Annotated in this window: 21 protein-coding genes; 12 read left to right on the top strand and 9 right to left on the bottom strand. The window is 72.3% G+C overall.

The features are described from left to right. Positions 1 to 216 precede the first annotated feature (216 nt). Entirely contained in the window at positions 217 to 2,847 is a 2,631-nt protein-coding gene (locus tag QEZ54_RS11345; RefSeq protein WP_281304499.1) for a discoidin domain-containing protein, read from the bottom strand. Positions 2,848 to 3,179: 332 nt separating this feature from the next. On the opposite strand from QEZ54_RS11345, the gene QEZ54_RS11340 reads away from it, so the two are divergent. The 3 genes from QEZ54_RS11340 to QEZ54_RS11330 are packed head-to-tail and all read left to right on the top strand — an operon-like array spanning position 3,180 to position 6,671. Continuing rightward, positions 3,180 to 4,391 (top strand): hypothetical protein, encoded by a 1,212-nt coding sequence (locus QEZ54_RS11340; RefSeq protein ID WP_281304498.1) that lies wholly within the window; start codon positions 3,180 to 3,182, stop codon positions 4,389 to 4,391. Further along, the gene (locus QEZ54_RS11335; RefSeq protein ID WP_281304497.1) at positions 4,388 to 5,944 is read left to right on the top strand and encodes a substrate-binding domain-containing protein; all 1,557 of its coding nucleotides are present in this window, start codon (positions 4,388 to 4,390) and stop codon (positions 5,942 to 5,944) included. Before QEZ54_RS11340 ends, QEZ54_RS11335 begins: the two co-directional genes overlap by 4 nt. Next, positions 5,934 to 6,671, top strand: a complete 738-nt coding sequence (locus QEZ54_RS11330; protein ID WP_281304496.1) for a hypothetical protein — start codon at positions 5,934 to 5,936, stop codon at positions 6,669 to 6,671. The genes QEZ54_RS11335 and QEZ54_RS11330 overlap by 11 nt, the downstream gene beginning before the upstream one ends. Positions 6,672 to 6,737: 66 nt before the next feature. Here the strand turns inward: QEZ54_RS11330 and QEZ54_RS11325 are convergent, their stop codons facing one another. Continuing rightward, a complete protein-coding gene (locus tag QEZ54_RS11325) occupies positions 6,738 to 8,012 on the bottom strand; it encodes an alpha/beta hydrolase (RefSeq protein WP_281304495.1) in 1,275 nt (424 codons plus the stop codon). 140 nt (positions 8,013 to 8,152) lie between these two features. Between QEZ54_RS11325 and QEZ54_RS11320 the strand changes: the two genes are divergently transcribed. Beyond that, positions 8,153 to 9,415: an FAD-dependent oxidoreductase gene (locus QEZ54_RS11320; RefSeq protein ID WP_281304494.1), complete on the top strand. Its 1,263-nt coding sequence runs from the start codon at positions 8,153 to 8,155 to the stop codon at positions 9,413 to 9,415. Positions 9,416 to 9,489: 74 nt separating this feature from the next. Here the strand turns inward: QEZ54_RS11320 and QEZ54_RS11315 are convergent, their stop codons facing one another. The 5 genes from QEZ54_RS11315 to QEZ54_RS11295 form a co-directional block, all read right to left on the bottom strand. Further along, on the bottom strand, positions 9,490 to 10,638 hold the full coding sequence (locus tag QEZ54_RS11315) for a ScyD/ScyE family protein (RefSeq protein WP_281304493.1): 1,149 nt from the start codon (positions 10,636 to 10,638) through the stop codon (positions 9,490 to 9,492). A gap of 244 nt (positions 10,639 to 10,882) precedes the next feature. Then, on the bottom strand, positions 10,883 to 13,156 hold the full coding sequence (locus QEZ54_RS11310; RefSeq protein WP_281304492.1) for a glycosyl hydrolase family 18 protein: 2,274 nt from the start codon (positions 13,154 to 13,156) through the stop codon (positions 10,883 to 10,885). Positions 13,157 to 13,241: 85 nt separating this feature from the next. Then, positions 13,242 to 14,549, bottom strand: a complete 1,308-nt coding sequence (locus QEZ54_RS11305; protein ID WP_281304491.1) for a hypothetical protein — start codon at positions 14,547 to 14,549, stop codon at positions 13,242 to 13,244. A 124-nt stretch (positions 14,550 to 14,673) separates the two neighbouring features. After that, on the bottom strand, positions 14,674 to 15,522 hold the full coding sequence (locus tag QEZ54_RS11300; RefSeq protein WP_281304490.1) for an alpha/beta hydrolase: 849 nt from the start codon (positions 15,520 to 15,522) through the stop codon (positions 14,674 to 14,676). A gap of 110 nt (positions 15,523 to 15,632) precedes the next feature. After that, positions 15,633 to 16,592 carry an EamA family transporter gene (locus tag QEZ54_RS11295; RefSeq protein WP_281304489.1) on the bottom strand — a complete coding sequence of 320 codons (960 nt, stop codon included), beginning with the start codon at positions 16,590 to 16,592 and terminating at the stop codon, positions 15,633 to 15,635. 86 nt (positions 16,593 to 16,678) lie between these two features. Between QEZ54_RS11295 and QEZ54_RS11290 the strand changes: the two genes are divergently transcribed. Next, on the top strand, positions 16,679 to 17,221 hold the full coding sequence (locus tag QEZ54_RS11290; protein ID WP_281304488.1) for a CGNR zinc finger domain-containing protein: 543 nt from the start codon (positions 16,679 to 16,681) through the stop codon (positions 17,219 to 17,221). A gap of 97 nt (positions 17,222 to 17,318) precedes the next feature. Further along, on the top strand, positions 17,319 to 18,083 hold the full coding sequence (locus tag QEZ54_RS11285; protein ID WP_281304487.1) for a sulfite exporter TauE/SafE family protein: 765 nt from the start codon (positions 17,319 to 17,321) through the stop codon (positions 18,081 to 18,083). 37 nt (positions 18,084 to 18,120) lie between these two features. On the opposite strand, the gene QEZ54_RS11280 is transcribed toward QEZ54_RS11285, so the two are convergent. Then, the gene (locus QEZ54_RS11280; protein ID WP_281304486.1) at positions 18,121 to 18,582 is read right to left on the bottom strand and encodes an SRPBCC family protein; all 462 of its coding nucleotides are present in this window, start codon (positions 18,580 to 18,582) and stop codon (positions 18,121 to 18,123) included. Between the two features lies 1 nt (position 18,583). Next, entirely contained in the window at positions 18,584 to 18,925 is a 342-nt protein-coding gene (locus QEZ54_RS11275) for a metalloregulator ArsR/SmtB family transcription factor (protein WP_281304485.1), read from the bottom strand. Positions 18,926 to 19,175: 250 nt separating this feature from the next. Between QEZ54_RS11275 and QEZ54_RS11270 the strand changes: the two genes are divergently transcribed. From QEZ54_RS11270 to QEZ54_RS11245, 6 genes are all read left to right on the top strand, one after another. Next, positions 19,176 to 20,348: an endonuclease gene (locus QEZ54_RS11270; RefSeq protein WP_281304484.1), complete on the top strand. Its 1,173-nt coding sequence runs from the start codon at positions 19,176 to 19,178 to the stop codon at positions 20,346 to 20,348. Between the two features lies 1 nt (position 20,349). Then, positions 20,350 to 20,823, top strand: a complete 474-nt coding sequence (locus tag QEZ54_RS11265) for a hypothetical protein (RefSeq protein ID WP_281304483.1) — start codon at positions 20,350 to 20,352, stop codon at positions 20,821 to 20,823. A gap of 165 nt (positions 20,824 to 20,988) precedes the next feature. Then, positions 20,989 to 21,990, top strand: coding sequence for a nitroreductase (locus QEZ54_RS11260; protein ID WP_281304482.1), 1,002 nt, complete (start codon positions 20,989 to 20,991; stop codon positions 21,988 to 21,990). A gap of 49 nt (positions 21,991 to 22,039) precedes the next feature. Then, positions 22,040 to 22,327, top strand: a complete 288-nt coding sequence (locus QEZ54_RS11255) for a metalloregulator ArsR/SmtB family transcription factor (protein ID WP_281304481.1) — start codon at positions 22,040 to 22,042, stop codon at positions 22,325 to 22,327. Further along, a complete protein-coding gene (locus QEZ54_RS11250) occupies positions 22,324 to 22,707 on the top strand; it encodes a VOC family protein (protein ID WP_281304480.1) in 384 nt (127 codons plus the stop codon). Before QEZ54_RS11255 ends, QEZ54_RS11250 begins: the two co-directional genes overlap by 4 nt. A gap of 52 nt (positions 22,708 to 22,759) precedes the next feature. Continuing rightward, positions 22,760 to 23,284: a GNAT family protein gene (locus QEZ54_RS11245; RefSeq protein ID WP_281304479.1), complete on the top strand. Its 525-nt coding sequence runs from the start codon at positions 22,760 to 22,762 to the stop codon at positions 23,282 to 23,284. The last annotated feature ends 22 nt before the right edge of the window (positions 23,285 to 23,306 follow it).

The raw sequence follows: 23,306 nt of genomic DNA, 5'->3' as shown, positions 1-23,306 counted from the left end.
CGCTCACCCCGTCGCAGACGAGGTCGGGTGACCGGGTCCGCACGGGCGGGCCATTGTGTCGATCACCGCATTAGGGAGCTACTCCCCTTCGCGTGGTCGATCCTAGCCCTGCCGCGCGGTCCCGGTCACCCGAGGGTGATCACGTTCACGTACCCGATCGGGTCGTCGTCACGGGTCGGCCGGTGGCAGCACCGGCCGACCCGCGCCCACCGCTGGTTACGGGTAGCTGACGACGTTGCTGGGCACGGTGGCCGTGCCCTGGGCCGGGCCGCCGGTGGTGTTGATGACGTTGTCGATCACACCGTTGCCGCCGAGCGACACCGTGAGCAGGCTGTGGAACTTCACGCCGGCGCTGTTGGGCGCCTCGAATCCGCGCGCCGCGTGGATCGTCGGGTCGACGTTGAAGTAGCAGTAGCTGCCCATGCCCCACGCCTCGTGCGTGGTGACCGAGTTGGCCACCTTGTACGCGGCGTAGCCCTTGGTCGTGCCGTTCATGTACGCCGCCTGGTTCGGCGGGTCGTAGGGCAGCTCGTTCTGGAAGAAGATCGTACGGCCGCCCTGGCCGTTCCAGATGACGTTGTACTTCTGGTAGTGCTCGACGAACAGGCCGGTCGCCAGCACGTTGTTGCCGTTGACGATCAGGCCGGTGTCGGCGGTGTTGACCGTCCAGCCGATGCCCGCGCCGTGGTCGCCGCGCCACGCCCAGATGTGGTCGATGATCACGTTGTTGCTGTTGACCAGCAGGCTGTTGGTGGCCTTGCCGGGGCCGGCACCGCCGATCCGGAAGAACACGTCCGAGATCGACGACGGGTTGGCCGCGTGCGAGACGCCCGAGGTCGAGGCGCCCATCACCAGCAGGTTCGGCGAGTTGGTGGCACCGGCGTCGAACAGGATGCCGGCGACCTTCACGCCGTCGACGTCGGCCACCTGCATGGCGGTGACGCCGTTGTCCGGGATGATCGTCGCGTAGCCGAGGCCCAGCACGACGGTGTCGGCCCGGTTGACGTTGATCGTCTGGTTGACGTGGTAGATGCCCGGCGTGAACAGCAGGTGCAGGCCCTGGGCCAGCGCCTGGTTGATCCGCGCCGCGCTGTCGCCGGGCTTGGCGACGTAGAACGAGCTCAGCGGCAGCGAGGAGCCCGGTGTGGAGCCGGCCGCCCAGCTGGTGCCCGAGGCGTTGGTGCGCAGCGACGGCACGAACACCCGGTAGTTGCCGCCCGAGTCCAGGTACAGGTACGGCTTCTCCCGGCTGAGCGGGGTGGTGGCCAGGGTCGTGTACACGGGGTTGGGGAAGCCGGTGGCCGGAGCGCCCTGCACGCCGGAGAACACCATGTTCCACACGCCGTTGACCCAGCCGCCGATCTGGCTGTCCCGGGTGTACCACTGCTGCTGCGAGTACGGCCCGACCGAGCCGGAGACCCGGCTGTCGGCGATGTAGCCGCCGGAGGCCCAGCCGTAGCCGTTCGGGGCCAGGTTCAGGTCGCCGTGGATGTCCATGCGCCGGAACGGGGCCGCCTGCGACACCGCCCACCGGGTGAACCCGGCCGACGGGTAGACCGACAGGTTCTCCGCCGAGCGCCAGAAGTTCTGCGTGGCGTTGCCCTGGAACCAGCCCGCGTCCACGGTGACGTCGCCGTTGATGCGCACGTCGCCGGGGTTCTGGCCGAGACCGATGATCGAGGTGTAGAAGCCGATCTGGGCGTTGAACCCGCTGTAGGTGCCCGGCTTGAAGGCCAGCACGTAGCGCTGGGTGCCGAACTGGTTGGACTCCATCTCGTTGAAGATGGCGTCGACCTGCGCCTGGATGGTGGCGCCGGACATGCTCGGGTCGAAGACCTTCACGTTGCTGCCGAGCGAGCCGCCGCCGGGGATGGTGCCGCCGCTCGGGCTGGGGGTCGGCGACGGGCTCGGGCTGGGCGAGGTGGGCGTGCCGGTGCGCACTGCGACCTCCCACAGCGAGTAGCCGTAGCCGGTGGCCCGCGCGGTGCCGTAGATCCGCACGTAGCGGCCGCTGCCGGCCACGTTCAGGGTCTGCGTGCCGCCGGTGCTGGTGGTGGTGCTGTAGACGGTGGTCCAGGCCGACGCGTTGTCCGACAGCTGGATCTGGTACGCCGTGGCGTACGCCGCCTCCCAGGTCAGGATGATCTGGCAGATCGACTGGGTCGAGCCGAGGTCGATCTGCAGCCACTGCGGGTCGGCAGCGGCGCTGGACCAGCGGGTGGTGCCGCTGCCGTCGACGGCCGCCGTGGCCGGGGTGCCCGCGTTCTCGACCGAGGACGCGGTGGCGGGCTTGCCCTGGGCCGCGTTGGCCGTGCCGCAGCCGCCGCCCCCGGCGAGCTCGCCGTAGACCTGGAACTCCCACAGCGAGTAGCCGTACTGGGTGGCGCGGGCGGTGCCGTAGACCCGCACGTAGCGGCCGGTGCCGGTGATGTTCAGCGTCTGCACGCCGCCGGTGCCGGTGGTGGTGCTGTAGATGCTGGTCCAGGTGCTGCCGTTGGCCGAGGTCTGCACCTGGAACGCGGTCGCGTACGCCGCCTCCCAGCGCAGGACCACCTGGCTGATGTTGGCGGTGGCGCCCAGGTCGACCTGGAGCCACTGCGGGTCGGCGGCGGCGCTGGACCAGCGGGTGCCGGTGTTGCCGTCGACGCCGGCCGAGGCCGGGGTGCCCGCGTTCTCGGTGGAGGACGCGGTCGCGGGCTGGCCCTGTGACAGCAGGGTGACCGCGGCGTTGGCCGGGTTGGTCGCGATGACGACGGTGTATGCGATGAGCAGCGTCGCCACGGCGGCGAGCACGAGGGCGTACAGCAGTCTGCCGCGGGAGGCGGCGAGACGCGGGGCAGGTTGCATCTCTTCTCCCAAATCGGGGTCCGGGCTTTGCCGGCGCGAGGGGACGAGCCGGTGGGGCGATAGAGAGCGCTCTCTGCAAGAGAGAGTTGTCCCTCGTTCAATGTCTGTCAAGGCCATGTTTCGCTCGTGTGACGGCGCGGCGGGGTGACGACTTCTCACGTAAGGGCGCTGGCCAGGCTATTTGTTGCCCGGGGCAGCATTCGTGGTGCCGTACCGGGCCCAAAGAAAGTCGGCCGCTCATGGGAGAGCGATTGCCGAAGATCATCCTGGCGGCCTGGCGCCGGTGCACTAGCATCGAAGGCCGCGCATCAACCCGTCCTATGGAGACAGTCGTGCCGAACGGCAGCACCATCGCGGTGGAGCCCACGCTCGCGGTACGCAGCGCGGCCACCCCCTTCTTCCGGCGCGGCCGGTTCCTGTGGCCGTTCGCGGCCGCGCTGGCCTGCGTCGTCGCGGGCCTGGCCGCGCTGGCCCCGGCCGGCCACCTGCTGCTGCCCTTCCAGCCCACCGAGGTCCTGCAGGGCCGGATGGCGTCCAAGGGCGACTACTTCGAGGACCCGGAGGTCAAGCGGCTGCTGATGGGGCACCACTTACAGGTGAACGTCACCCGGATGGGCTCGCACGACGCGGCCGTGCTCGACACCGCCGACGCCGACCTGGTCTTCACCTCCGGCGAAGCCTCCGGCAACCAGCTCATCGACCGGCGGCAGCAGGCGCAGCCGCCGCAGTTCGCGAAGGCCTACTACCCGTTCACCAGCTTCGTCGTGCTGGCCACCTACCGGGAGTACGCCGAGACGCTGAGCAGCAGGGGCATCGCCACGCCGCAGGGCGGCGCGGACGGCTCGCTCTACTACACGCTGCACCTGGACAAGTTCCTGCCCGCCCTGGAAGCGCCGGACAACACGTGGAACGACCTGGGGTTGGGGAGATTCGGCCTCTCCAACGGCAACCGGGTGGTGGCCCACACCCCGAACATCTGCTCGGCCAACTCGGCCGCCACCTACCTCGGCATGCTCGCCTACATGAAGAACGGCCGCGAGGTGGTGACCGCCGACGGGGCCGAGGCGCTGGCCCGGACGATCCAGCCGCTGGTGCGGTCGCAGGGCCTGCCCACGGCCGACCTCTTCCAGCCCTACCTCACGCTGGAGGGCAAGAGCTCCGCCCCGGTGGTCGTCATCTACGAGCACCAGTTCCTGTCGTACCAGCTCCACCAGAAGGAGACCACCGGTGAGGTCGACCGCAGCCGGGTGCTGCTCTACCCCGATCCGAGCTTCCTGGTGCACCCGCAGCTCATCGCGCTGAACTCGAAGGCCGACGGGCTGGCCCGCCTGGTCGCCACCGACCCGGCGCTGCGCAACCGCGCCCTGGAGATGGGCTTCCGGCAGCTCGCCCCGGACGCGGCGACGAAGGTCGAACCGCTGGAGGGGTACCTCCAGAGCAAGGGGGTGCAGGTGCCCGAGTTCGACAGCAGGACCAGAGGTTCGCTGCCCGACCCGCTGATCCTCGAAAAGATGATCGACGTCGCCGGAAGCTGCCGGCGATGACCCGGCGCCTCGGACTGTCCGTGCTGGCCGCCTGCCTGCTGGCGGCTTCGCTGGCGGGCTGCTTCGGCGGCGACCCGCCGCACCGGGTGCTGCGAGTGCTGGCCAGCGCCGAACTCGCCGACATGGCGCCGATCCTGGCCGAACTGCGCGAGCAGACCGGCGTCGAGCTGGTGCTCGACCTCACCGGCACGGTCGACGCCGCCAACGCGCTGACCCCCGGCGCCTACCACCACGACCTGGCCTGGCTGTCCTCGGACCGCTACTTCCGGCTGAAGCTGGCCCGGTCCGGCGCCACCGGCGCGCCCCCGCTGCGCACCAGCATCATGACGTCCCCGGTCGCGGTCGGGGTGACCCCGGCCGTGGCGCGGAGCCTGCGCGAGACCGCGCCCGACCACCAGGTGTCCTGGGCCGACCTGGCCGACGGCGCGGCCGCCGGCACGCTGCGATTCGCCATGGCCGATCCGCGCCACGCCAACAGCGGGCTGGCCGCGTTGGTGGGCGTCGCCACCGCCGCCGCCGGCACCGGCGACGTGCTGCGGCCCGAGGACGTGACCTGCGACCGGCTGCGCGGCTTCTTCGCCGGCCACCGGCAGGCCGCCGACGACTCCGCCGCGCTGGTCGAGCAGTTCGTGACGCACCGGGCCGACCTGGACGGGATCGTCGACTACGAGTCGGCGCTGCTCGCCCTCAACGCCTCCGGCCGCCTGCCCGAACCGCTGGAGATCATCCACCCTCAGGACGGGATGATCGCCTCGGACTACCCGCTGCTGCTGCTCGACCCGGCCCGGCGCGAGGCGTACGACACCGCCGTGAACTGGCTGCGCACCCCGGCGGTGCAACGCAAGATCATGGAGCGGACGCTGCGCCGTCCGGTCGACCCGACCGTGGCCCGCGACCCGAGGCTCGCGGTCGACGTCGGCAACGCCCTGTACTTCCCGGACCAGCAGGAGGTCATCGACCTGCTGCTGCAGCGCTACGACGACCCGTCGCTGCGCGAGCCCACCCGGGTGATCTTCGTGCTCGACTTCTCCGGCTCCATGCGGGGACCGCGCATCGCCGCCCTGCGCGACGCCTTCGCCGCCCTCGGCGGCGGCGACCGTACCGAGCAGGGCAAGTTCGGCCGGTTCTACGTCGGCGAGCAGTTCACCGTGGTCCGCTTCGGCGGGCGCGTCCTGGACGAGCACGACCTCGTCATGCGCCAGCCGGGCGACCTGGACACGCTGCGCTCCTGGCTGCGGGTGGACCGGTTCGACGACGGGACGGCGATCTGGTCGGCGCTGCGGCACGCGTACGACCGCGCCGCCGCCCTGCGCCGCGACCACCCGCAGCAGGCGGTCTCGATCGTGCTGATGACCGACGGCGAGAACAACGCCGGGCTGGGCATCGACCGGGTCCTGCGCGACCTGCCCGCCTCGGTGCGCACCTTCGCGATCGCCTACGGCGAGGCGGACCGCGCCGACCTGGACCGAGTCGCCCGCGCCGGCGGCGGATTCGCCGTGGACGCCGACGCCTCCTCCCTACTCACCGCGTTCAAGGAGATCCGTGGCTGCTGACAGCCTGTGGTGGAGCGTGTGGTGGCCCTGGCTGCTGGTCTGGGCGGGCACCGCACTGGCGCTGCTGGGCGCGCTGGCCGTCCTGGTGACGCAGGTGCTCGGCCGGCGCCGCGGCACCGGCCAGCCGCCGTACCTGAGCTTCTACCTGCACGACAAGTCCGTCATGGATCTCTACCAGTACAAGTACCAGGGCGCGCTGGAGCAGGAGGTGCAGGCGAAGGTCGGGCGCCGCAGCCGGGTGGGCGCCGACAGCGACGTGCCGATGGTGAAGTTCGGCGCGAGCACCGAGCGCAACCGCGAGGAGTTCCGCAGGTACCTGGAGGTCGCCGCCCCGATCACGGTCATCGGCATCATCATGGACGTCCTCGCCGACGACCTGGTGCAGGTCGACCTGGACCGGCTCGTGGTCACGCCGAGCCGCAAGGTGCCGATGTCCCGCGGCCGGGTCAAGCTCAGCCAGCTCGGCGGCGGCTCGTACGTGCTGGTGCGCGGGGTGTTCCGGCCCGACCCGGCGCTCGGCTCGGACCGGCACACTACGCTGCTGGCCGACTACGGCGACGGCTCGGCGACCGGCGCCGTGCCGCGGATCCGGCTGCGGTGCGTCAACAGCGGGCTGCGCGACGAGGTGCCGGAGGAGCAGTTCTGGGCCCGGTGCCTGGGCACGGTGCAGGGCTGGGACGCCGCCACCGGCCACCTGGTCCTCAACCCCATCGCCATCTTCCGCTGACCCGTCCGAAAGGAAGGGCCCCTTCTTATCGCTTTACGAGGTAGAAGGGACCCTTCCCAACATCGGTCAGTTCAGGGGCGTGGCGGTCACCTTGCCGGAGGTGTCGATGAACCACTCCTCGCTGGTGAACTCCTCGCCGCGCAGGCGGGCGGCGAGCCAGTCGGCGACCAGCGTGGGCGCGAACGGGCCCAGGTTGGTCGACGGCACCCCGCCGATGGAGTGGCGCGAGTCCTGGTACACGACGAACCGCTTCGGGCCCGGCACCGACTTCAGCAGCTTGCGGGTGTGCTCGATCGGGCTCAGCTCGTCGCGCTCCCCCGCCGCCACCAGGTACGGCATCGCCAGCCGGTCCACGTGCGCGGACAGGTCCAGCGTCTTGGCGAACCGGTCGAACTCCGCCTCGTCCTCATGGCCGGACATGTACATGAAGCGCATCTTGTAGGTCGGCGACGCCTTGCCGAACGCCGCCTTCCAGCCGGGCTGGTGGCAGACGTTCATGACCGCGCAGGCGCGCAGGCGCGGCTCGTACGCGGCGGCCAGCGTCCCCGCGAACGAGCCGAAGCTGATGCCGCTGAGCACGATCTGGTCCGGGTCGACCTCGGGCCGCTGCAGCAGCCAGTCCACGCAGGCGGTGCCCGCCCTGGTCCAGCCCTCCACGGTCATCGGCAGGCCCAGCATCCGCGCCTCGTACTGGCCGGGGCCCTCCATCGCGAGCACCGCGAACCCGCGGCTGAGGAAGCGGTCGCCGTACAGCGATACCGTCGCCTCCTTGAAGCTGTCCATGCCCGGCACCGCGATCACCGTCGGGATCCTGCCGCCGGTGTAGCCGGGCGGCAGGTGGAACCAGGCGGGCAGGTGGTGCCCTTCGAACGGGATCGTCACCGGCTCCATCCGGTGGTCGGCCAGTTCGGCGTAGCGGCGGTAGCAGTCGCGCTTGCGCCGGTGGTAGAAGCGGTTGACGTCGTCGTCGGTGTGGATCGGCCACTGGGCCGCGCCCCAGTGCAGCGCCGCCATGAAGTGGTTGTCGCGCGAGGTGACCAGGTCACCGGCGGCGTCGGCGGCCGCGGCGCGGGCCTCGCGGCGGCGCGCGATCGCCTCGAAGGTGGGGGCGAAGTCGGCGTACCGGCGCACCCGCGCGCGTACGGCGGCGAAGTCCGCGCCCGCCTCCGGCCCGCAGGCGGCGTTCCAGTAGATGGACCGGGGCTGGTCCCAGTCCACGCCGCGCTCGGCGATCTCGGCGTCGAGCTTGTCGCGCTCGGCGTTCCAGCGTGCCGTCACCGGGCCGGAACGGGCCTGCGGTTCGGCTGCGGCGGCCGCGGTGTCATGTGTCATCTGATCCATGTCGGGCTCCTCTCCCGTAACCAATGTGCCCTGGCCAGGGCAGTTCAGTGGCCTGTTCGGAGCAACCCGGGCACCGCTCCAGCGCGTCTTGAGCCCGGCTCGAGCCGCCGCTTGCGACCGTATGGACAAAGGAGGCGATCGTGACCGAGACCGACAACTGGTCCACCGACGTGTGCGTCATCGGCGGCGGCCCGGCCGGGCTGACGCTGGCGCTGCTGCTGGCCCGCTCGGGTGTGGCGGTGACCGTGGTGGAGAAATCCTCGTCGTTCGACCGGGAGTACCGGGGCGAGATCCTGCAGCCGGGCGGGCTGGCCGTACTGGACCAGCTGGGCGTGCTCGCCGCCGCGCGCGGGCGCGGCAGCCACGTGCATGACCGGTTCCAGCTCTACAGCGGCGGGCGGGCCGTGCTGTGGGTCGACTACAAGGCCCTGCCGGGGGCGTACAACTACATGCTGGCGCTGCCGCAGCAGCACATCCTGGCCGAGCTGCTGGCGCGGTGCGAGCAGCTGCCGGGCTTCCGCTACCTGGCCGGTACGAAGATCACCGAGCTGGTCACTGAGGGCGGTGCGGTACGCGGCGCGGTGGTCACCGGTCCGAGCGGGCGCACGGTCGTCCGGGCCCGCTGCGTGGTCGGTGCCGACGGCCGGTTCTCCAAGACCCGGCAGCTCAGCGGCGTGCCGTACGACCGGCGCGACGTCTTCGACTTCGACCTGCTCTGGTTCAAGGTGCCGATCCAGGGCGATCCGCCGCGAGCGGTGACGATCCGGGGCGGCGGCGGCCGGATGCTGGTCCACTACGGCGCCCCGCCGGGGGTGCAGGTCGGCTGGGCGCTGCCGCACGGCGGCTACAAGCAGCTGGCGGCGCAGCCGTTCGGGCAGTTCCGCGACGACCTGTGCCGGGCCGCCCCGGAGTACGCCGACGGCATCCGCGAGCACGTGCGCGCGCTGAAGGACCTGAGCCTGCTGGACGTGTTCTGCGGCACGGCCCGCGAGTGGGCCCGCGACGGGCTGCTGTTCATCGGCGACGCCGCGCACACGCACAGCCCGCTGGGCGCCCAGGGGGTCAACCTGGCCCTGCAGGATGCGGTGCTCGCCCACCCGGTGCTGCTCAGGGCGCTGGCGCAGGCCGCGGAGTCCGGTCCGGAGGCCGTGGTGACGGCGGCGGCGCTGGCGGACTACACCGGGCCGCGCACCGCCGACATCGGCCGGGTGATCAAATTCCAGCAGCTGCAGGCGAAGGGGGCGCTGGGCAGCGGCAGCCGCTTCGCCGACGCGGCCAAGCGGACCATGGCCTCGATCGTGCACCACACCCCGATCGGCACCCGCCTGACCCGCATGGTCGCCTTCGGCAACCCCGCCGCCCGCGTCCGCGCCGACCTGTACACCACCGCCGCCACCACCTGAACAGGACGGCTGTCAAGAAGGGCCCCTTCCACCGCGTAAAGCGATAAGAAGGGGCCCTTCCTTGCATCCGGGCGCTAGCGAGGGAGCGGGACGCGCAGGACGCGGCCGGCGGTGGCGCAGGTGGAGCAGTCGGTCAGGTAGGCGTTGCCGTTGCGGATCGTCAGCCCGCCGGGGAAGTTGATGTCGCCGAGCACCAGCTCGGGCGTCGCACCCTCGCGCCGGATGCGCATCAGGGCGCCGACGCCCCGCTCGGGGCCGTACATCGAGGTGTGGGTGAACTCCAGGACGTACAGGGAGCCGTCGGGGCCGAAGGCGAGGTCGATCGCGGTGGTCAGGCCCTGCGCGTAGACGGTCGGGGGCTGGTCGGGCACGACCCGCCAGACGCGGGCACCGCCGATCGGGAAGGGACCGCCGGTCAGCTCGGCCACGTAGTAGGCGCCGTCGCGTACGGCCACGCCCATCGGCACCGACTGCATGGCCACGGTGGTGCCCGGCGGCAGGCCGAAGCTCGGCGGGGCGACCGCCTCCCGGTTGGGAAACACCGCCAGGGTCGACACGGCACCGGCCGGGTTCACGCTGAGCAGCGAGTTGGCACCGGCGTCGGAGACGACGGCGCCGTCGGCGTCGTACGCGACCGACTGCGGGTTGCTGTCCAGCTCGCCGCCGTCTGGGTTGGTGCCCGCCTCGTGCCCGCCCAGGTCGGTGACCAGCTGCGGGTAGAGGCGCAGCTCCTGCCAGCTCTCCGGGTCGCGGCGCATGGTGTACAGGCCGCCCATCAGCTGCCCGGGGGCGGGCAGCTCGGCGCGTACCTTCGGGTCCTCGCTCAGGCCGATGGTGAGCAGGCTGTGGCCGTGCCGGTTGAACGCGACGTCGGTGGGGCCGATGGCCTCGGTGCCGTCCGGTCCGGCCAGTGAGGGCAGGCCGGTCAGCAGCCGCTCGTAGCCGTCGACGCTCAGGCGGCCGACCGCGCCGGTGGCGCCGAAGCAGCCCTGGCCCTGCGGGCGGGGCAGGCAGACCGGGTCGGGGCTGCCGTCGGCGCCGCGGCCGGCCTCGGCGACGTACAGGTCGCCGTCGGGGTCGAAGGCGAGGCCGCGCGGGTTGCTCAGACCGGTGTAGAGCACGGTCACCGCGGGCGCGGCCGCGGCCGCTGCGGGTGGGCCCTGGGCGAGCGCGGCGAGCAGCACGGCCGCCGCGGCGGCCAGTCTCCTGGCGGTTGTGGACACGCGGACCTCCGGTAAGCGAGATGATCGTCGCGTACCAGAAAAGACCGCTTTGATGTGATTGTCACGCCCCCGCGCCGCCGCTGATCATCTAAGTTGCCCGGCAATAGGGGGTATGACCTCGCAAGATACGCCCGATTGCCAGGCAACTTGAACGATCTTGCGCGGCGCGGCGCGGCGCGGGGCGGCGCGGGGCGGCGCCCCGGCGGACGCCCCGGGCAGGGGGCGGGCCGGGGCGCCGCGGTCATCACAGGCCGGAGTGGAGGGCGGTCATCAAAGTGCCGGCGGCGGTGTCGCCCGACATCTCCCAGATCATGCCGCCGAGCAGGCCCTTCTGCTTGAGCCAGGCGGTCTTCTGGCCGATCGACCAGGTGTCGTCGAATGACCACCACTGCCCGCCCGCGCCGGTGTAGCAGTACGTCGACACCGACTGCGTGTCGTGGTAGACCGTGCAGCCGGGCACGCTCGCGATCAGGTTGGCGTAGCCGCGGGTGCCCGCCTCCTCGGCGAACTGGCCGGGGGCCGCGCCGGTGGCGCTCTGCCACTCGCCGCTGACCCCGCCCGCGGTCACGCCCTGCCAGCCCCGGCCGTAGAAGGCCAGGCCGATGGTCAGCCGGCGCGGGTTGACCCCGGCGTCGGTGTACGTCTTGACCGCCTTCTCCACGCTGAACTCGAACGGGTACGGGTCCTGCGCGTCGCGGTACAGGTTGGCCTGGTGGCCGGCGCGGTCGGGCTCCCACGAGTTGTCCGAGCCGGCCCCGTGGAAGTCGTAGCCCTGCACGTTGGCGAAGTCGAGGGAGTTGAAGACGCCGGTCGGGCCGATGTCCCAGCCGGCGGCGACCTTGGCGGGGTCGGCCGGGGTGAACGCGGTCAGCAGGTAGCGCTTGCCCGCGGGCGCGCCCAGCGCGTCGAGCTGGCGGCGGAACTCGGCCAGCAGCAGCGTGTTGTTGGCCTTGTCGGCGGCGCTGACATGGTTGCCCGGGTGCCCCTCGGCGCCGGGCCACTCCCAGTCCAGGTCGATGCCGTCGAAGATGCCCGCCGCGCTGCCCGGCCCGCCCGCGCCGTTGTAGGTCGGCAGGTTGCCCTTGATGTAGATGTCCAGGCAGGAGGTGACGAACTTCTGCCGCGAGGCGGCGGTGGCGGCCACGTCGGAGAAGTACTTCGAGTACGTCCAGCCGCCGAGCGAGATCAGGATCTTCAGGTTCGGGTACTTCACCTTGAGCTTGCGCAGCTGGTTGAAGTTGCCGCGCAGCGGCTCCCAGCCGGTGTCGGCGACCCCGTCGACCGACTGCGACGCCGACATCGGGCGGCCGTAGTCGGCGTCGGCGTCACCGGCGCCGGTGCCCTGGTCGGGGTCCTGCGGGTTGGCGGTGGTGCCCCGGGTGACGCCCTGCAGGCAGGTCAGGTTGACCGGGTCGATGTTGGCGAAGGCGTAGTTGAGGTGGGTGAGCTTGGCGGCCGAGCCGCTGGTGTCGAGGTTGCGGACGAAGTACTGCCGCCCGTAGATGCCCCACTGGACGAAGTAGCCGACCTTGGCGTAGCCCGCGCCGATGACGTCGTCGGTGGTCGCGGTGACGGCGCCGCTGGCCGCCGAGGCGTTGTCGTAGGCGTCGCGGGCCTTGACCGTGAACGTGTACGACGTCATCGGCGCCAGCCCGCTGACGACCGCGCTCAGCCCGGTGCTGCTGGCGCGCAGGGTGGTGCCGGTGTACACGTCGTACCCCGCGATGCCGTTGGCGTCGGTGGCGGCGTTCCAGGCCAGGGTGACCGAGGTGGACGACTTGGCGGTGGCGCGCAGGCCGCCCGGCACGGTCGGCGGCGTGGTGTCGTCGGCCGGGTTGAGCGTGGTGGCGGTGGCCGCGCCGCTGAGCGCGGACAGGTTGCCCCGGGTGTCCCTGGCCCGCACGGTGAAGGCGTAGGCGGTGTTCGGGGTGAGCCCGGTGACCGTCACGGAGGCGGAGGTGCTGCTCGCCACGACGGTGGTGCCGCTGAGCACGTCGTAGCCCGCGATCGGGAAGTCGGTCGCGGCCGCGGCGGTCCAGGACAGCGACACGGTACGGGTGGTGCGGCCGGTCACCGCCACGCCGGTCGGGGCGCCGGGCGCCCGGTCCGGCGTGCCGTCGCACTTGTTGCCGTTGATCCGGCAGTTGAGCGGGGTCGCGCCGGAGCCGTAGGCGATGAACCACGGGCTGTACGGCTCGGTGCTCGCCCCGGCGGCGACGGTGCCGTTGTAGTGCGCGTTGACCACGGTCACGTGCGAGCCGGACTGGCTCGCGACACCGTTGTAGAAGTTGCTCATCGTCACCCCGGCGGGCAGGTCGAACTCCAGCGTCCAGCCGGTGATCGAGGCCAGGGTGGGGTTGGCGACGACGAACTTGTCCATGAACCACGAACCGTTGTTCGTGCTGGTGAAGGTCGCCGTGAGCCCGTTCGGGGCGGCGGCCGCGGCGCCGGGCAGCCCCATGGCCGCGGCCAGGCAGACGGTGAGGCTTGCGGCAAGGGAGCGGATCCTGCTGCGCACGTGCCCTCCTGTTATTAGGAAACTTTCCTAATATTGAGGTGAGCCTATGGCGCCGTCAACGTAACATTCACCTAAATTAATTTAACTACGGTCGTAGTGAGGCTGGTGCGATCAGCTCGCCGCGGCCGTCGGCACCGCCCAGGACACCGCACGCGGCGCGGTCGCGGACACCGCGGCGCCCCGACGGCCCCGGCTGGGCCAGGCGGAGCAGCACGTCGTCATACCGCGCCACGGTGCCCGCCGCCGCGGCCCGGGTGACCAGGTCCTCGTCCGCGCCGCCCGCCGGAACGCCGGTCTCGTCGAACCCCCCGATCCGGTCGAACAGCCCCGGCCGCATCCACAGGCACCCGCCCGGCGCCTCGCGCAGCAGCACGCCCCTGGCCTGCTCCAGCGGCGGCACGGCCGCCCCGGCCAGGCAGCGCTGCCGGATGAGCCGGTCGCTGGACGGCACGTCGAGCCACAGGCACTCGGCGTGGGGCAGGTGCGCGTCCAGCAGCGGGTCGTCGAACCGGGCCAGGTTCCGGGCCAGGAACCACCGGTCCGCCAGGACGTCCCCGTCCAGCAGGCAGAGGGCCCGGAAGTCGCCCGGCGTCAGCCGGACCCCGGCGTTGAGCGCCCGCGACCTGCCCGGCGCGCCCAGACCGGCGACGTGGAAGTAGTGGTCCACCAGCGGCTCGAGCAGCTCCCGCCAGCGGGCCTCGGTGTCGAACTCGACCACGGTCACCCGGTGGCGGGCGGCGGCCGGCGCCTGGTCCCGCAGGGCGATCAGACAGGCGAGCAGGTCGCGCAGCCGCCGGGTACCGCTGAGGTCCGAGATGGGGATGACGACCAGCACGTCGGCGTCGCCTGGGGCCGGGGGCGGGGGCGGGGGCGGACCGTCGCTGGCCCGCGCCCACAGCCGGTCGGCGCCGACCGGCTCGGCGGCCAGCCGGTGACCGGGGCCGCGCAGGTAGTTGACGTACACGTTGGCGTCGGCGTCGCGCAGCGCGGCCGCCGCGACGGCGAACAGCTCGGGGCGCTCACCCAGCAGCAGCGTCAGCATCGCCTCCAGCCGGCGCTCGGCGGCGGCGCCGGGCTCGTCCGCCAGCCGCCGCAGCGCGGCCCCGGTGGCGGGGTCGGCGGCCGCGATGGCGCCCAGCTCGGCCAGCACCGCCGCGTAGTAGGGCTCGCTGTGCCGCCGGTAGTCGGGCGCCGCCCCGCGCACGTCCGGGTCGTGGGTCAGCACGGCGTACCGGGTCAGGCGCTTGGCCAGGTCGTCTCCGTCAGGATCAGCCGCGCGGTACACCGAGGCCTCGGCGAAGCTCGGCTCAGGGACCCGCGCGGCCCTGATGCCGGCCCAGCCGGAGGCACGGCGGACGCACATCGGGGTGCAGTCGCACGGGCGGGGTCGCACAGCCACTCCTGACGGGTCCGGGGCGATCTTCGTCGTCGCCGGGGACCATCTCATGTGGACTGTCGGCCGTACAACTTCCGACGTGCGGTGATGGCCGCGTCCGACCGGTCGGCGGGTGCCTGCGTCACCGGCCCGCGGTATGGCGCAGCAGCGCTGGGATGACCACCGGCCAGTCGACCCGGTCCAGATCGTGTCCGGCCTGGGGCATGACCAGCACCTCGACCTGCGGAAGCGCCCGGGCCAGCGCCCACGCGTGCGCGACGGGCAGCACCGGATCCGCGCCGCCGTGCACCACCAGCACCGGCACCGTGACCTCGCCCAGCCTGGTCCGCCACGGCGTCCCGTAATCGAGCTCGGCATACCGCCGCATCGCCGCGGGCAGGTCGGCGCTGTACGCGACGATGCGCTCGGCCGCCTGCCGCGCCGCCGCCCGGTCGAACGGGCGCCCCACCCCGGCCCGGATCGCGGCCAGCTCGACCAGGCGCGACACGGCGGCGTCCGGATCCTCCCAGTCGGGCGGGCCCAGCGCCGCCATCTCCGCGCTCAGCCGCTGCGACGGGGGCGGCAGATCGCCGTCCTCGGAGCCGGGCGCGCCGGGGCTGGAGGCGATGAGGGCCAGCGACGACACCCGGTCGGGGTGGTCGAGCGCCAGCAGCTGCGCGACCATGCCCCCGGTCGACGCGCCGACGATGTGCGCCCGCGCCAGGCCCAGCGCGTCGAGCAGGCCGACCGCGTCGCCGACCAGGTCGGCGATGGTGGCGGAGCCGCGCCGGACGCCCGAGCGACCGGTGTCGCGGTGGTCGAACCGGATCACGTGGTATCCGGAGGAGGCCAGCTGGCGGCAGAAGTCGTCCTCCCATACCGCCATCGGCGCGGCCGTCGCCGCGATGAGCAGCAGGGCCGGATCGGTCGGCGCGCCGAACGTCTGGGCGCACAGGATGCCGCCGTTGACTCGGATCCACCGCTGCGACATCGCCGCCTCCTCCAGCCGGGAATGTCGCTGATTGTATGAGCTCCAATCACACTACGTGTTCTCCGGAAATGCGGAGAAGTGGCATGAAGTGTGCCTACCTACGCGCGAGGTCAGGCGCGCCCGACCAGCTCGGGCTCGGCGACCGGGGCCGGCTCCGGCACGGCGGGCGCCTCATCCAGCCGGACCAGCACGACCCCGGCCAGGATCAGCACCCCGCCGAGCAGCTGCAGCCAGGTCGGCAGCTCGTCCAGCAGCAGCCAGGCGACCAGCACCGCGAACAGCACCTCGGTCAGCCCGACGAACGAGGACATGCGGGCGCCCAGGATCCGGGCCGCGCCGATGCCGCACAGGTACGACACCACCGCCGCCACCAGCGCCAGGCCCAGCAGCGGCACCAGCCAGCTCACGCGGTGGCCCGCGAAGTCGACGTCGCCGAAGACGGCGTGCATCGGCAGCAGGCCCGTCGCGCCGAGCGCCACCAGCAGCACGGCCCCCGCCGCCATCCCGCCGCTGGCCATGGCGGTCGAGGGCAGCTCGCTGTCCACCCGGGCGGACAGCACGAAGTACGCCGCCAGGCCGATCGCGGCGAACAGGCCCCACGCCACGCCCACCAGCTCGAACTCGCCGCCGGTCAGGTCCAGGACCAGGACCAGGCCGACGACGGCGGCCACCGCCCCGGCGAGGGTCAGCCGCCCCGGACGCTGGCCGTGCGCGGCCCACATCCAGAACACGACCAGGATGATGCCGAGGTACTCCAGCAGCAGCGCGACCCCGACGGGCAGGTAGCGCACCGCGTTGAAGAAGCCGACCTGGGCACCGCCGACGGCGAGCAGCCCGTACAGCACGACGGGGCCGGCGCTGCGGCGCAGCACGTGCCAGCGCCCCCGCAGCGCGATGATCGTCGGCGGCACGAGCACGAGGGCCGCGATCCCGATGCGGGCGGCCACGGCGGCGGTCGCGGACCAGCCCGCGTCCAGCAGCGAGCGGGCGAAGGCGCCCGAGGTGGCGAAGGTGGCCGCTGAGACAACGGCCAGGCCGAGGCCGAGCCCGGTCGAACGTCGGGTAAGCATGGTGAAGTACCTCGATCCAGCCGCACGTAATTACCAAAAGACGGCTATGCTGATGACAGTACGCCCGGCACTTGATAGGAGTCAAGTTGCTTTTTGCCCATGACACCGAAGCGGCGCTGATCGCGGCGGCGGCCCTGGTGAACACCGCCGGGGACGAGGAGGGGCTACCCGACCTGGCCGCACTGGACGCGTTCCTCGACGCCCACCGCTTCACCGGTTCCCGCACGCGCACCGAGGCCGAGCTGCGCGCGGTGCGGCAGCTGCGGCCCCGGCTGCGCCGCCTCTGGGACAGCGGCGAGGACGAGGTCGTGGCGATCGTCAACGGCCTGCTGCGCGAGTACGAGGCGCTGCCCCAGCTGGTCCGGCACGGCGACTGGCCGTACCACCTGCACGCGACCCCCGCCAACGCGCCGCTGGCCGCCCGGATGGCGGTGGAGGCGGCGATGGCCTTCATCGACGTCGTGCGCGGCGGCGAGCTGGGACGGTTGCGCGCCTGCGAGTTCCCCGGCTGCGGCAACGTGGTCGTCGACCTGTCCAAGAACCGGTCGAAGCGCTTCTGCGACGCGGGCTGCGGCAACCGCGCCGCCGTCAGCGCGTACCGCGCCCGCAAGGCCGCGGCCCGTCAGTGATCTTCTTCGCACCACCCCGGTCCCGGCTCCCGCCCGATCTATGCTGCGCCAGGTCGGATCGCCGGGCGGCGGCGGGCGGAGAGGCGGGAAGCAGCGCATGGGCGTGACCCTCAACCTGGCCGAGGCACTCACCGTCCTGGTCGCGGGCTTCGCGGCCGGGGCGATCAACGCGGTGGTCGGCTCCGGCACGCTGGTCACCTTCCCGGTGCTGCTCGCGCTGGGCTACCCGCCCGTGGTCGCCAACGTCTCCAACACGGTCGGGCTGGTCCCCGGCTCCCTGTCCGGCGCGTACGCCTACCGCCACGGCCTCGCCGGGCACCGCGCGCTGCTGCTGCGCCTGGGCACCGCCAGCGTCCTCGGCGCGCTCACCGGCGGCATCCTGCTGCTCGAACTGCCGCCCGGTGCGTTCCGGGCCATCGTCCCGGTGCTGATCGCGCTGGCCCTGGTGCTGGTCGTGGCGCAGCCGTGGCTGGCCCGCCGGCTGGCCACCCACCAGCACGAGGACCGGCCCCAGGCCGGGCCGCTGCTGCTGGCCGGCGTCTTCGGCGCGGGCGTCTACGGCGGCTACTTCGGCGCCGCACAGGGCGTGCTGCTGCTCGGGCTGCTCGGCGTGCTGCTCTCGACCGACCTGCAGTGGGTCAACGGGATCAAGAACCTGCTCGCCGCCCTGGTCAACGGCGTCGCGGCGGTGCTGTTCATCGCCCTGGGCATGGTCGCCTGGGCGCCCGCACTGCTGCTGGCCCTCGGCTCGGTCGTCGGCGGCCTGGTCGGCGGCCGCTGGGGCCGCCGCCTGCCGCCCGTCGCCCTGCGCGCGGCCATCGTCGTGATCGGCCTGGCCGCCCTGGTGAAACTGCTGGCGTGACCGGGCCCCGCCGCGGGCGCGGCGGGGCCCGGCCGGCTCACGCCATGGTCTTGAGGTGGTTCTCCAGCGCGCGGTAGGAGTCGCGGGCGCCGTGCTCCATGCCGGAGGCCACCATGCCGTCGCGGTCCTCCCGGTTGGCGAAGGTGGAGGTGCCGGTCAGCACGGTCCTGCCGTCCCGGTACGCGAACTCCAGCCGCTCCACCGAGATGTGCCCCGGCAGCCCCTCCCACTCGAAGGTCTGCACGATCAGCTCCATCGGCACGATCTCGCGGACCTCGCCGCGGAACGCCCAGCGCTCGCCCTGCGGCCCGTGCTCCACGATGCGCCACTTGCCGCCCGGCCGGAAGTCGAGGTCGACGTCGCACTCGTGCCCGCGCGCCCACCAGTGCCTGAGGTGCTCGGCGCTGGTGTGCGCCGCCCAGACCAGCTCCAGCGGCGCGTCGAAGGAGCGCGTCATCACGATCTCCAGGTCGCCCTGCACCTTGACGTCCATGCTCATCTCAGTTGCCCTCCTGTGTCGGCGAACCCTTGCCCAGGGTCCGCAGGTAGTCGTCCAAGCGGTCATAACGCGCTTCCCAGAAGCGCCGGTACTGGTCCGCCCAGTCCACGACCTCGCGCAGGGGGGCGGCTTCCAGGCGGCAGGGCCGCCACTGGGCGTCCCTGCCTCGGGTGATCAGCCCGGCCTGCTCCAGCACCTTCAGATGCTTGGACACCGCCTGCAGGCTGATCGGGAACGGCTCGGCGAGCTGGTTGACAGTCGCCTCCCCCTCGGCCAGCCGGGCCAGGATGGCCCGCCGGGTGGGGTCGGCCAGTGCCGCGAAGACCACGCTGAGCTGGTCCACGCCCGTCCTCCTTATTTAACCATTCGGTTGTTCAACCAACAAGTTGAGTATGCACCTCGCGGCCGTCTCGGGCAATCCGAACCGCGGACTCGGGAAGCCCGGCGGCCCCGACGCCGAGAATTAACCGGGGGCCGTTTTTCGCATCGACACAGGTAAACCTCCTCTGTGGACCGCCGTCGGCGGCCGAGGGCTGCCACCGCGGCGTTACGCCTCTTCTGCGACCGCTGCCCAGCGCATAGCATCTCGTGCCATGAGGCCCCCCACTCTCACCCCCGCGCGACTCGGAGCGATCCTCGTTGTCGCCGTAGCCGTCGTCACCGCCGTCATCCCGGTGTCGGCGTCGGCCGCTCCCCCGCTGACCGTCGCCGCGGCGCTGGCCGCGCAGGACGGCCGGGTCGCGACGGTCGCCGGCTACGTCGTCGGGCAGCCGACGTCCGCCAGCACCGTGATCAGGTCGAACTTCACCGGCGACACCGCGATCGCGATCGCCGACACGGCCACCGAGACCGGCACCGCGAAGATGCTGTACGTCCAGGTGACCGCCGCGTGGCGCGGCTCGTTCGGGCTGCAGACCAACCCGGGCCTGCTGGGCCGGTCGGTGACGGTCACCGGCACGCTGACGCCGTACTTCACGCCGCACGGCGGGCTCAAGGACCCGAGCGCGATGAGCCTCACCGGGACCGCGCCGAGCCCCACGGCGACGCCCGCGCCGACCGCCTCATCCGGGCCGTACGACACCACCTACTACCGCACCGCGGTCGGCAAGTCCGGCTCCGCGCTGCGCACCGCGCTGCACGCCATCATCAAGGTGCAGACGAAGCTGACGTACGCGCAGGTGTGGGACGGGCTGAGCGCCACCGACCAGGACCCGAACAACGCCAACAACGTCATCCTGATCTACAGCGGCCGCTCGCAGAGCAAGGCTCTGCACGGTGACGGGGTCGACGACTGGAACCGCGAGCACGTCTGGGCGAAGTCGCACGGCGACTTCGGGACCGCGACCGGGCCGGGCACCGACCTGCACCATCTGCGGCCCGAGGACGCCTCCGTCAACGCCGACCGCGGCAACAAGGACTTCGACCTGGGCGGTTCGGCGGCCAACCAGGCGCCGGGCAACTACACCGACGCCGACTCGTGGGAACCCCGCAACGCGGTCAAGGGCGACGTGGCGCGCATGCTGATGTACATGGCCATCCGGTACGAGGGCGACGACGGCTTCGCCAACCTGGAGCTGAACAACGTCGTCGGCAACGGTTCGGCGCCCTACTTCGGCAAGCTGTCGCTGCTGCTGCAGTGGAACCTGCAGGACCCGCCGGACGCGTTCGAGAAGCGCCGCAACCAGGTCATCTACGACAGCTGGCAGGGCAACCGCAACCCGTTCATCGACCACCCCGAGTGGGCCACGGCGATCTGGGGCAGCTGACGTGAGCCGGGTCGCGGTCACCGGCCACCGGGACCTGACCCCCGAGGTGGCGCGGTTCGTGGCGGACACGCTGCGGACCGCGCTGCCGCCGTACGCGCCGCTGGTCGGGCTGACCTGCCTGGCCGACGGCGCGGACCAGCTGTTCGCGCGGGTGGTGCGCGAGCTCGGCGGGGTGGTCGAGGCGGTCGTCCCGGCCGCCGACTACCGCGATCGGGTGCCCGCGTCCGCGCTGGCGGCCTACGACGAGCTACTGGCCGGTGCCGCCGCGGTGCACCGGCTGGCCGCCGCGACCGCCGACTCCGAGGCATACCAGGCGGCCAGCGAGTTCATGGTGCGCGGTGCCGACCTGCTGGTCGCCGTGTGGGACGGGGAGCCCGCGCGCGGTCACGGCGGCACGGCCGACGTGGTGGCCTACGCCCGGCGGCTGGGGGTGCCGGTGTCCGTCGTCTGGCCGCCCGGGGTGAAGCGCGGCTGAGCTGCGCTCTTTCGCCCCCGAGGACCGCACCGCGCCCGGTGCGCGCTCCGTTGAGTCAGTGGCACGGCCGCCGGTTCGGGACCAAGGTCCCGGGCCGGCGGCACCTTCGCCTCCGGTGCCGGAGGCGGCGGTGGCGTGCACTGGAGGCGACTCAAGGGAGACCCGATGACGACGTCCGACGACGCGCACCACCGCGCCCCCGCCGCCGCGTACGCCGCGGCGGCCGAGGCGGCCGGGCGCGCCCCGTCCATCCACAACACCCAGCCGTGGCACTGGCAGGTGCACCCCGACCGCCTCGACCTGTTCGCCGACACCTCCCGCGGCCTGCCGGGCACCGACCCGGACCAGCGGATGCTGCTGGTCAGCTGCGGTGCCGCGCTGCACCACGCGCAGGTCGCGCTGCACGCCCAGGGGTACGAGGTCGCGGTGCGCCCGCTGCCCGACCCGGCGCACCCCGAGCACCTGGCGACGCTGGCCGTCGACGGCACCACCCCGGTCACCGCCGACGCGGTCCGGCTGGTGCAGGCGATCCAGCTGCGCCACACCGACCGGCGCCCCAACGTCGACGTCCCGGTCACCGGCGAGCAGCTGGAGGAGCTGCGGCGCGTCGCGGGCGCGGTCGGGGTGGAGCTGCACCGGCTCACCGCCGACCAGGCCACCGAGCTGGCCGTGGCGGTGTCGCACGCCGAGGACGCGGCCGCGGGCGAGCCGTCGTGGCAGGCCGAGACGGCCCGCTGGACCGGCCCGGACCGGGCCGAGGGCACCGGCCTGCCGCCCGAGGTGATCCCGGACAAGCGGCCGGAGACCGACGTCGGCGAGCGCTTCTTCGGCAGCCACGGCACGCTGGAGGTCGGCGGCGGCCATGACAAGGCCTCGACGTACGTGGTGCTGTTCGGCGCCGAGGACGACCGGGCCGCCTGGCTGCGCGCGGGCCAGGCCCTGTCGGCGGTATGGCTGCACGCCACGCTGCAGGGGCTGGCGGTGCTGCCGTACAGCCAGGTGATCGAGATCGACGCGACGCGGGCGATGATGCGCCGGATCCTGTCCAACCTCGGCTACGCGTACGTGGTGCTGCGCCTGGGGGTGGCCGACCCGGACCACCCGCTGCCGGGCCACACGCCGCGCCTGTCGTTCGACGAGACCACCACGGTCGATCCCGCGAGCTGACAGGTGGGCGGCTTGATAGGCAAGCAGATGCTTGCCTATAGTGGCTGGCGTGGGTGACGTCTTCAAGGCACTGGCCGACCCGACGCGCCGGAAGATCCTCGACGAGCTGACCGACCGCGACGGCCAGACCCTGTTCGAGCTGTGCGCCCGCCTGGCCATGAAGCACCAGCTCACCTCGTCGCGGCAGGCGATCTCGCAGCATCTGGACCTGCTCGAGGCCGCCGGGCTGGTCGAGGTGCGCCGGCAGGGCCGCTACAAGTTCCACCACCTGAACACGCAACCGCTCGAGCAGATCCGCACCCGCTGGATCCGCCCCACCGCGCAGGAGAACCCGTGAGAATCCACCTCACCAGCGTCCTGGTCGACGACCAGGCCAAGGCACTGGCCTTCTACACCGACGTGCTCGGCTTCGTGAAGAAGCACGACATCCCGCTGGGCGAGCACAGCTGGCTCACCGTGGTGTCGCCCACCGACCCCGACGGGGTGGAGCTGGTGCTGGAGCCCGACGCCCACCCGGCCGCCAAGCCGTTCAAGGCGGCACTGGTCGACGACGGCATCCCGTTCACCGCCTTCGCCGTCGACAACGTGCACACCGAGTACGAGCGGCTGACCAGGCTCGGTGTGGTGTTCACCCAGCCGCCGACCGAGATGGGCCCGGTCACCACCGCCGTCTTCGACGACACCTGCGGCAACCTGATCCAGATCCAGCACATGTAGTCGGTGCCCCGGTCGCGGCGGGCGCCGCCGCGGCCGGGGTTACGGTAGCCCGATGACGATCACCAGGATCGCGTCGCTCGACGACGCCGAAGAACTGGCCGAGCTGGTACGCGCCAGCCGCGACTTCCTCGCCCCCTGGGAGCCGATCCGCGAGGCGGGCTTCTACACCGCCGCCGGGCAGCGCTTCATCCTGGAGCACAACCTCGAGGCGTACGCCCGGGGCGGCATGGTTCCCCTGGTCATCACCGACGGGGGCCGCATCGCCGGGCGCATCAACATCAACGACGTGGTCCGGGGCGCGGCCCAGTTCGCCCACATCGGATACTGGCTCGGCGCGGCGCACACCGGCAAGGGCCTGGCCAGCACGGCGCTGGCCGAGGCGGTCACGCACGCGTTCACCGTGCTCGACCTGCACCGCCTCCAGGCCGAGACGCTGCTGCACAACACCGCCTCGCACCGGGTGCTGGCCCGCAACGGCTTCGAGCCGTTCGGCGTCGCGCCCCGCTACCTCAACATCGCCGGCCGCTGGCAGGACCACATCCTGTTCCACCTGTTCAACCCGGCCCAGGCCGACTGACGCCGGGAGAGACCCTCGCGCG

The sequence above is a fragment of the Catellatospora sp. KI3 genome (assembly GCF_029948125.1).
Classification (GTDB): Bacteria; Actinomycetota; Actinomycetes; order Mycobacteriales; family Micromonosporaceae; genus Catellatospora.
The sequence above is the reverse complement of the archived record's forward strand: the minus strand, read 5'-3'. Positions and strand labels throughout refer to the sequence as shown.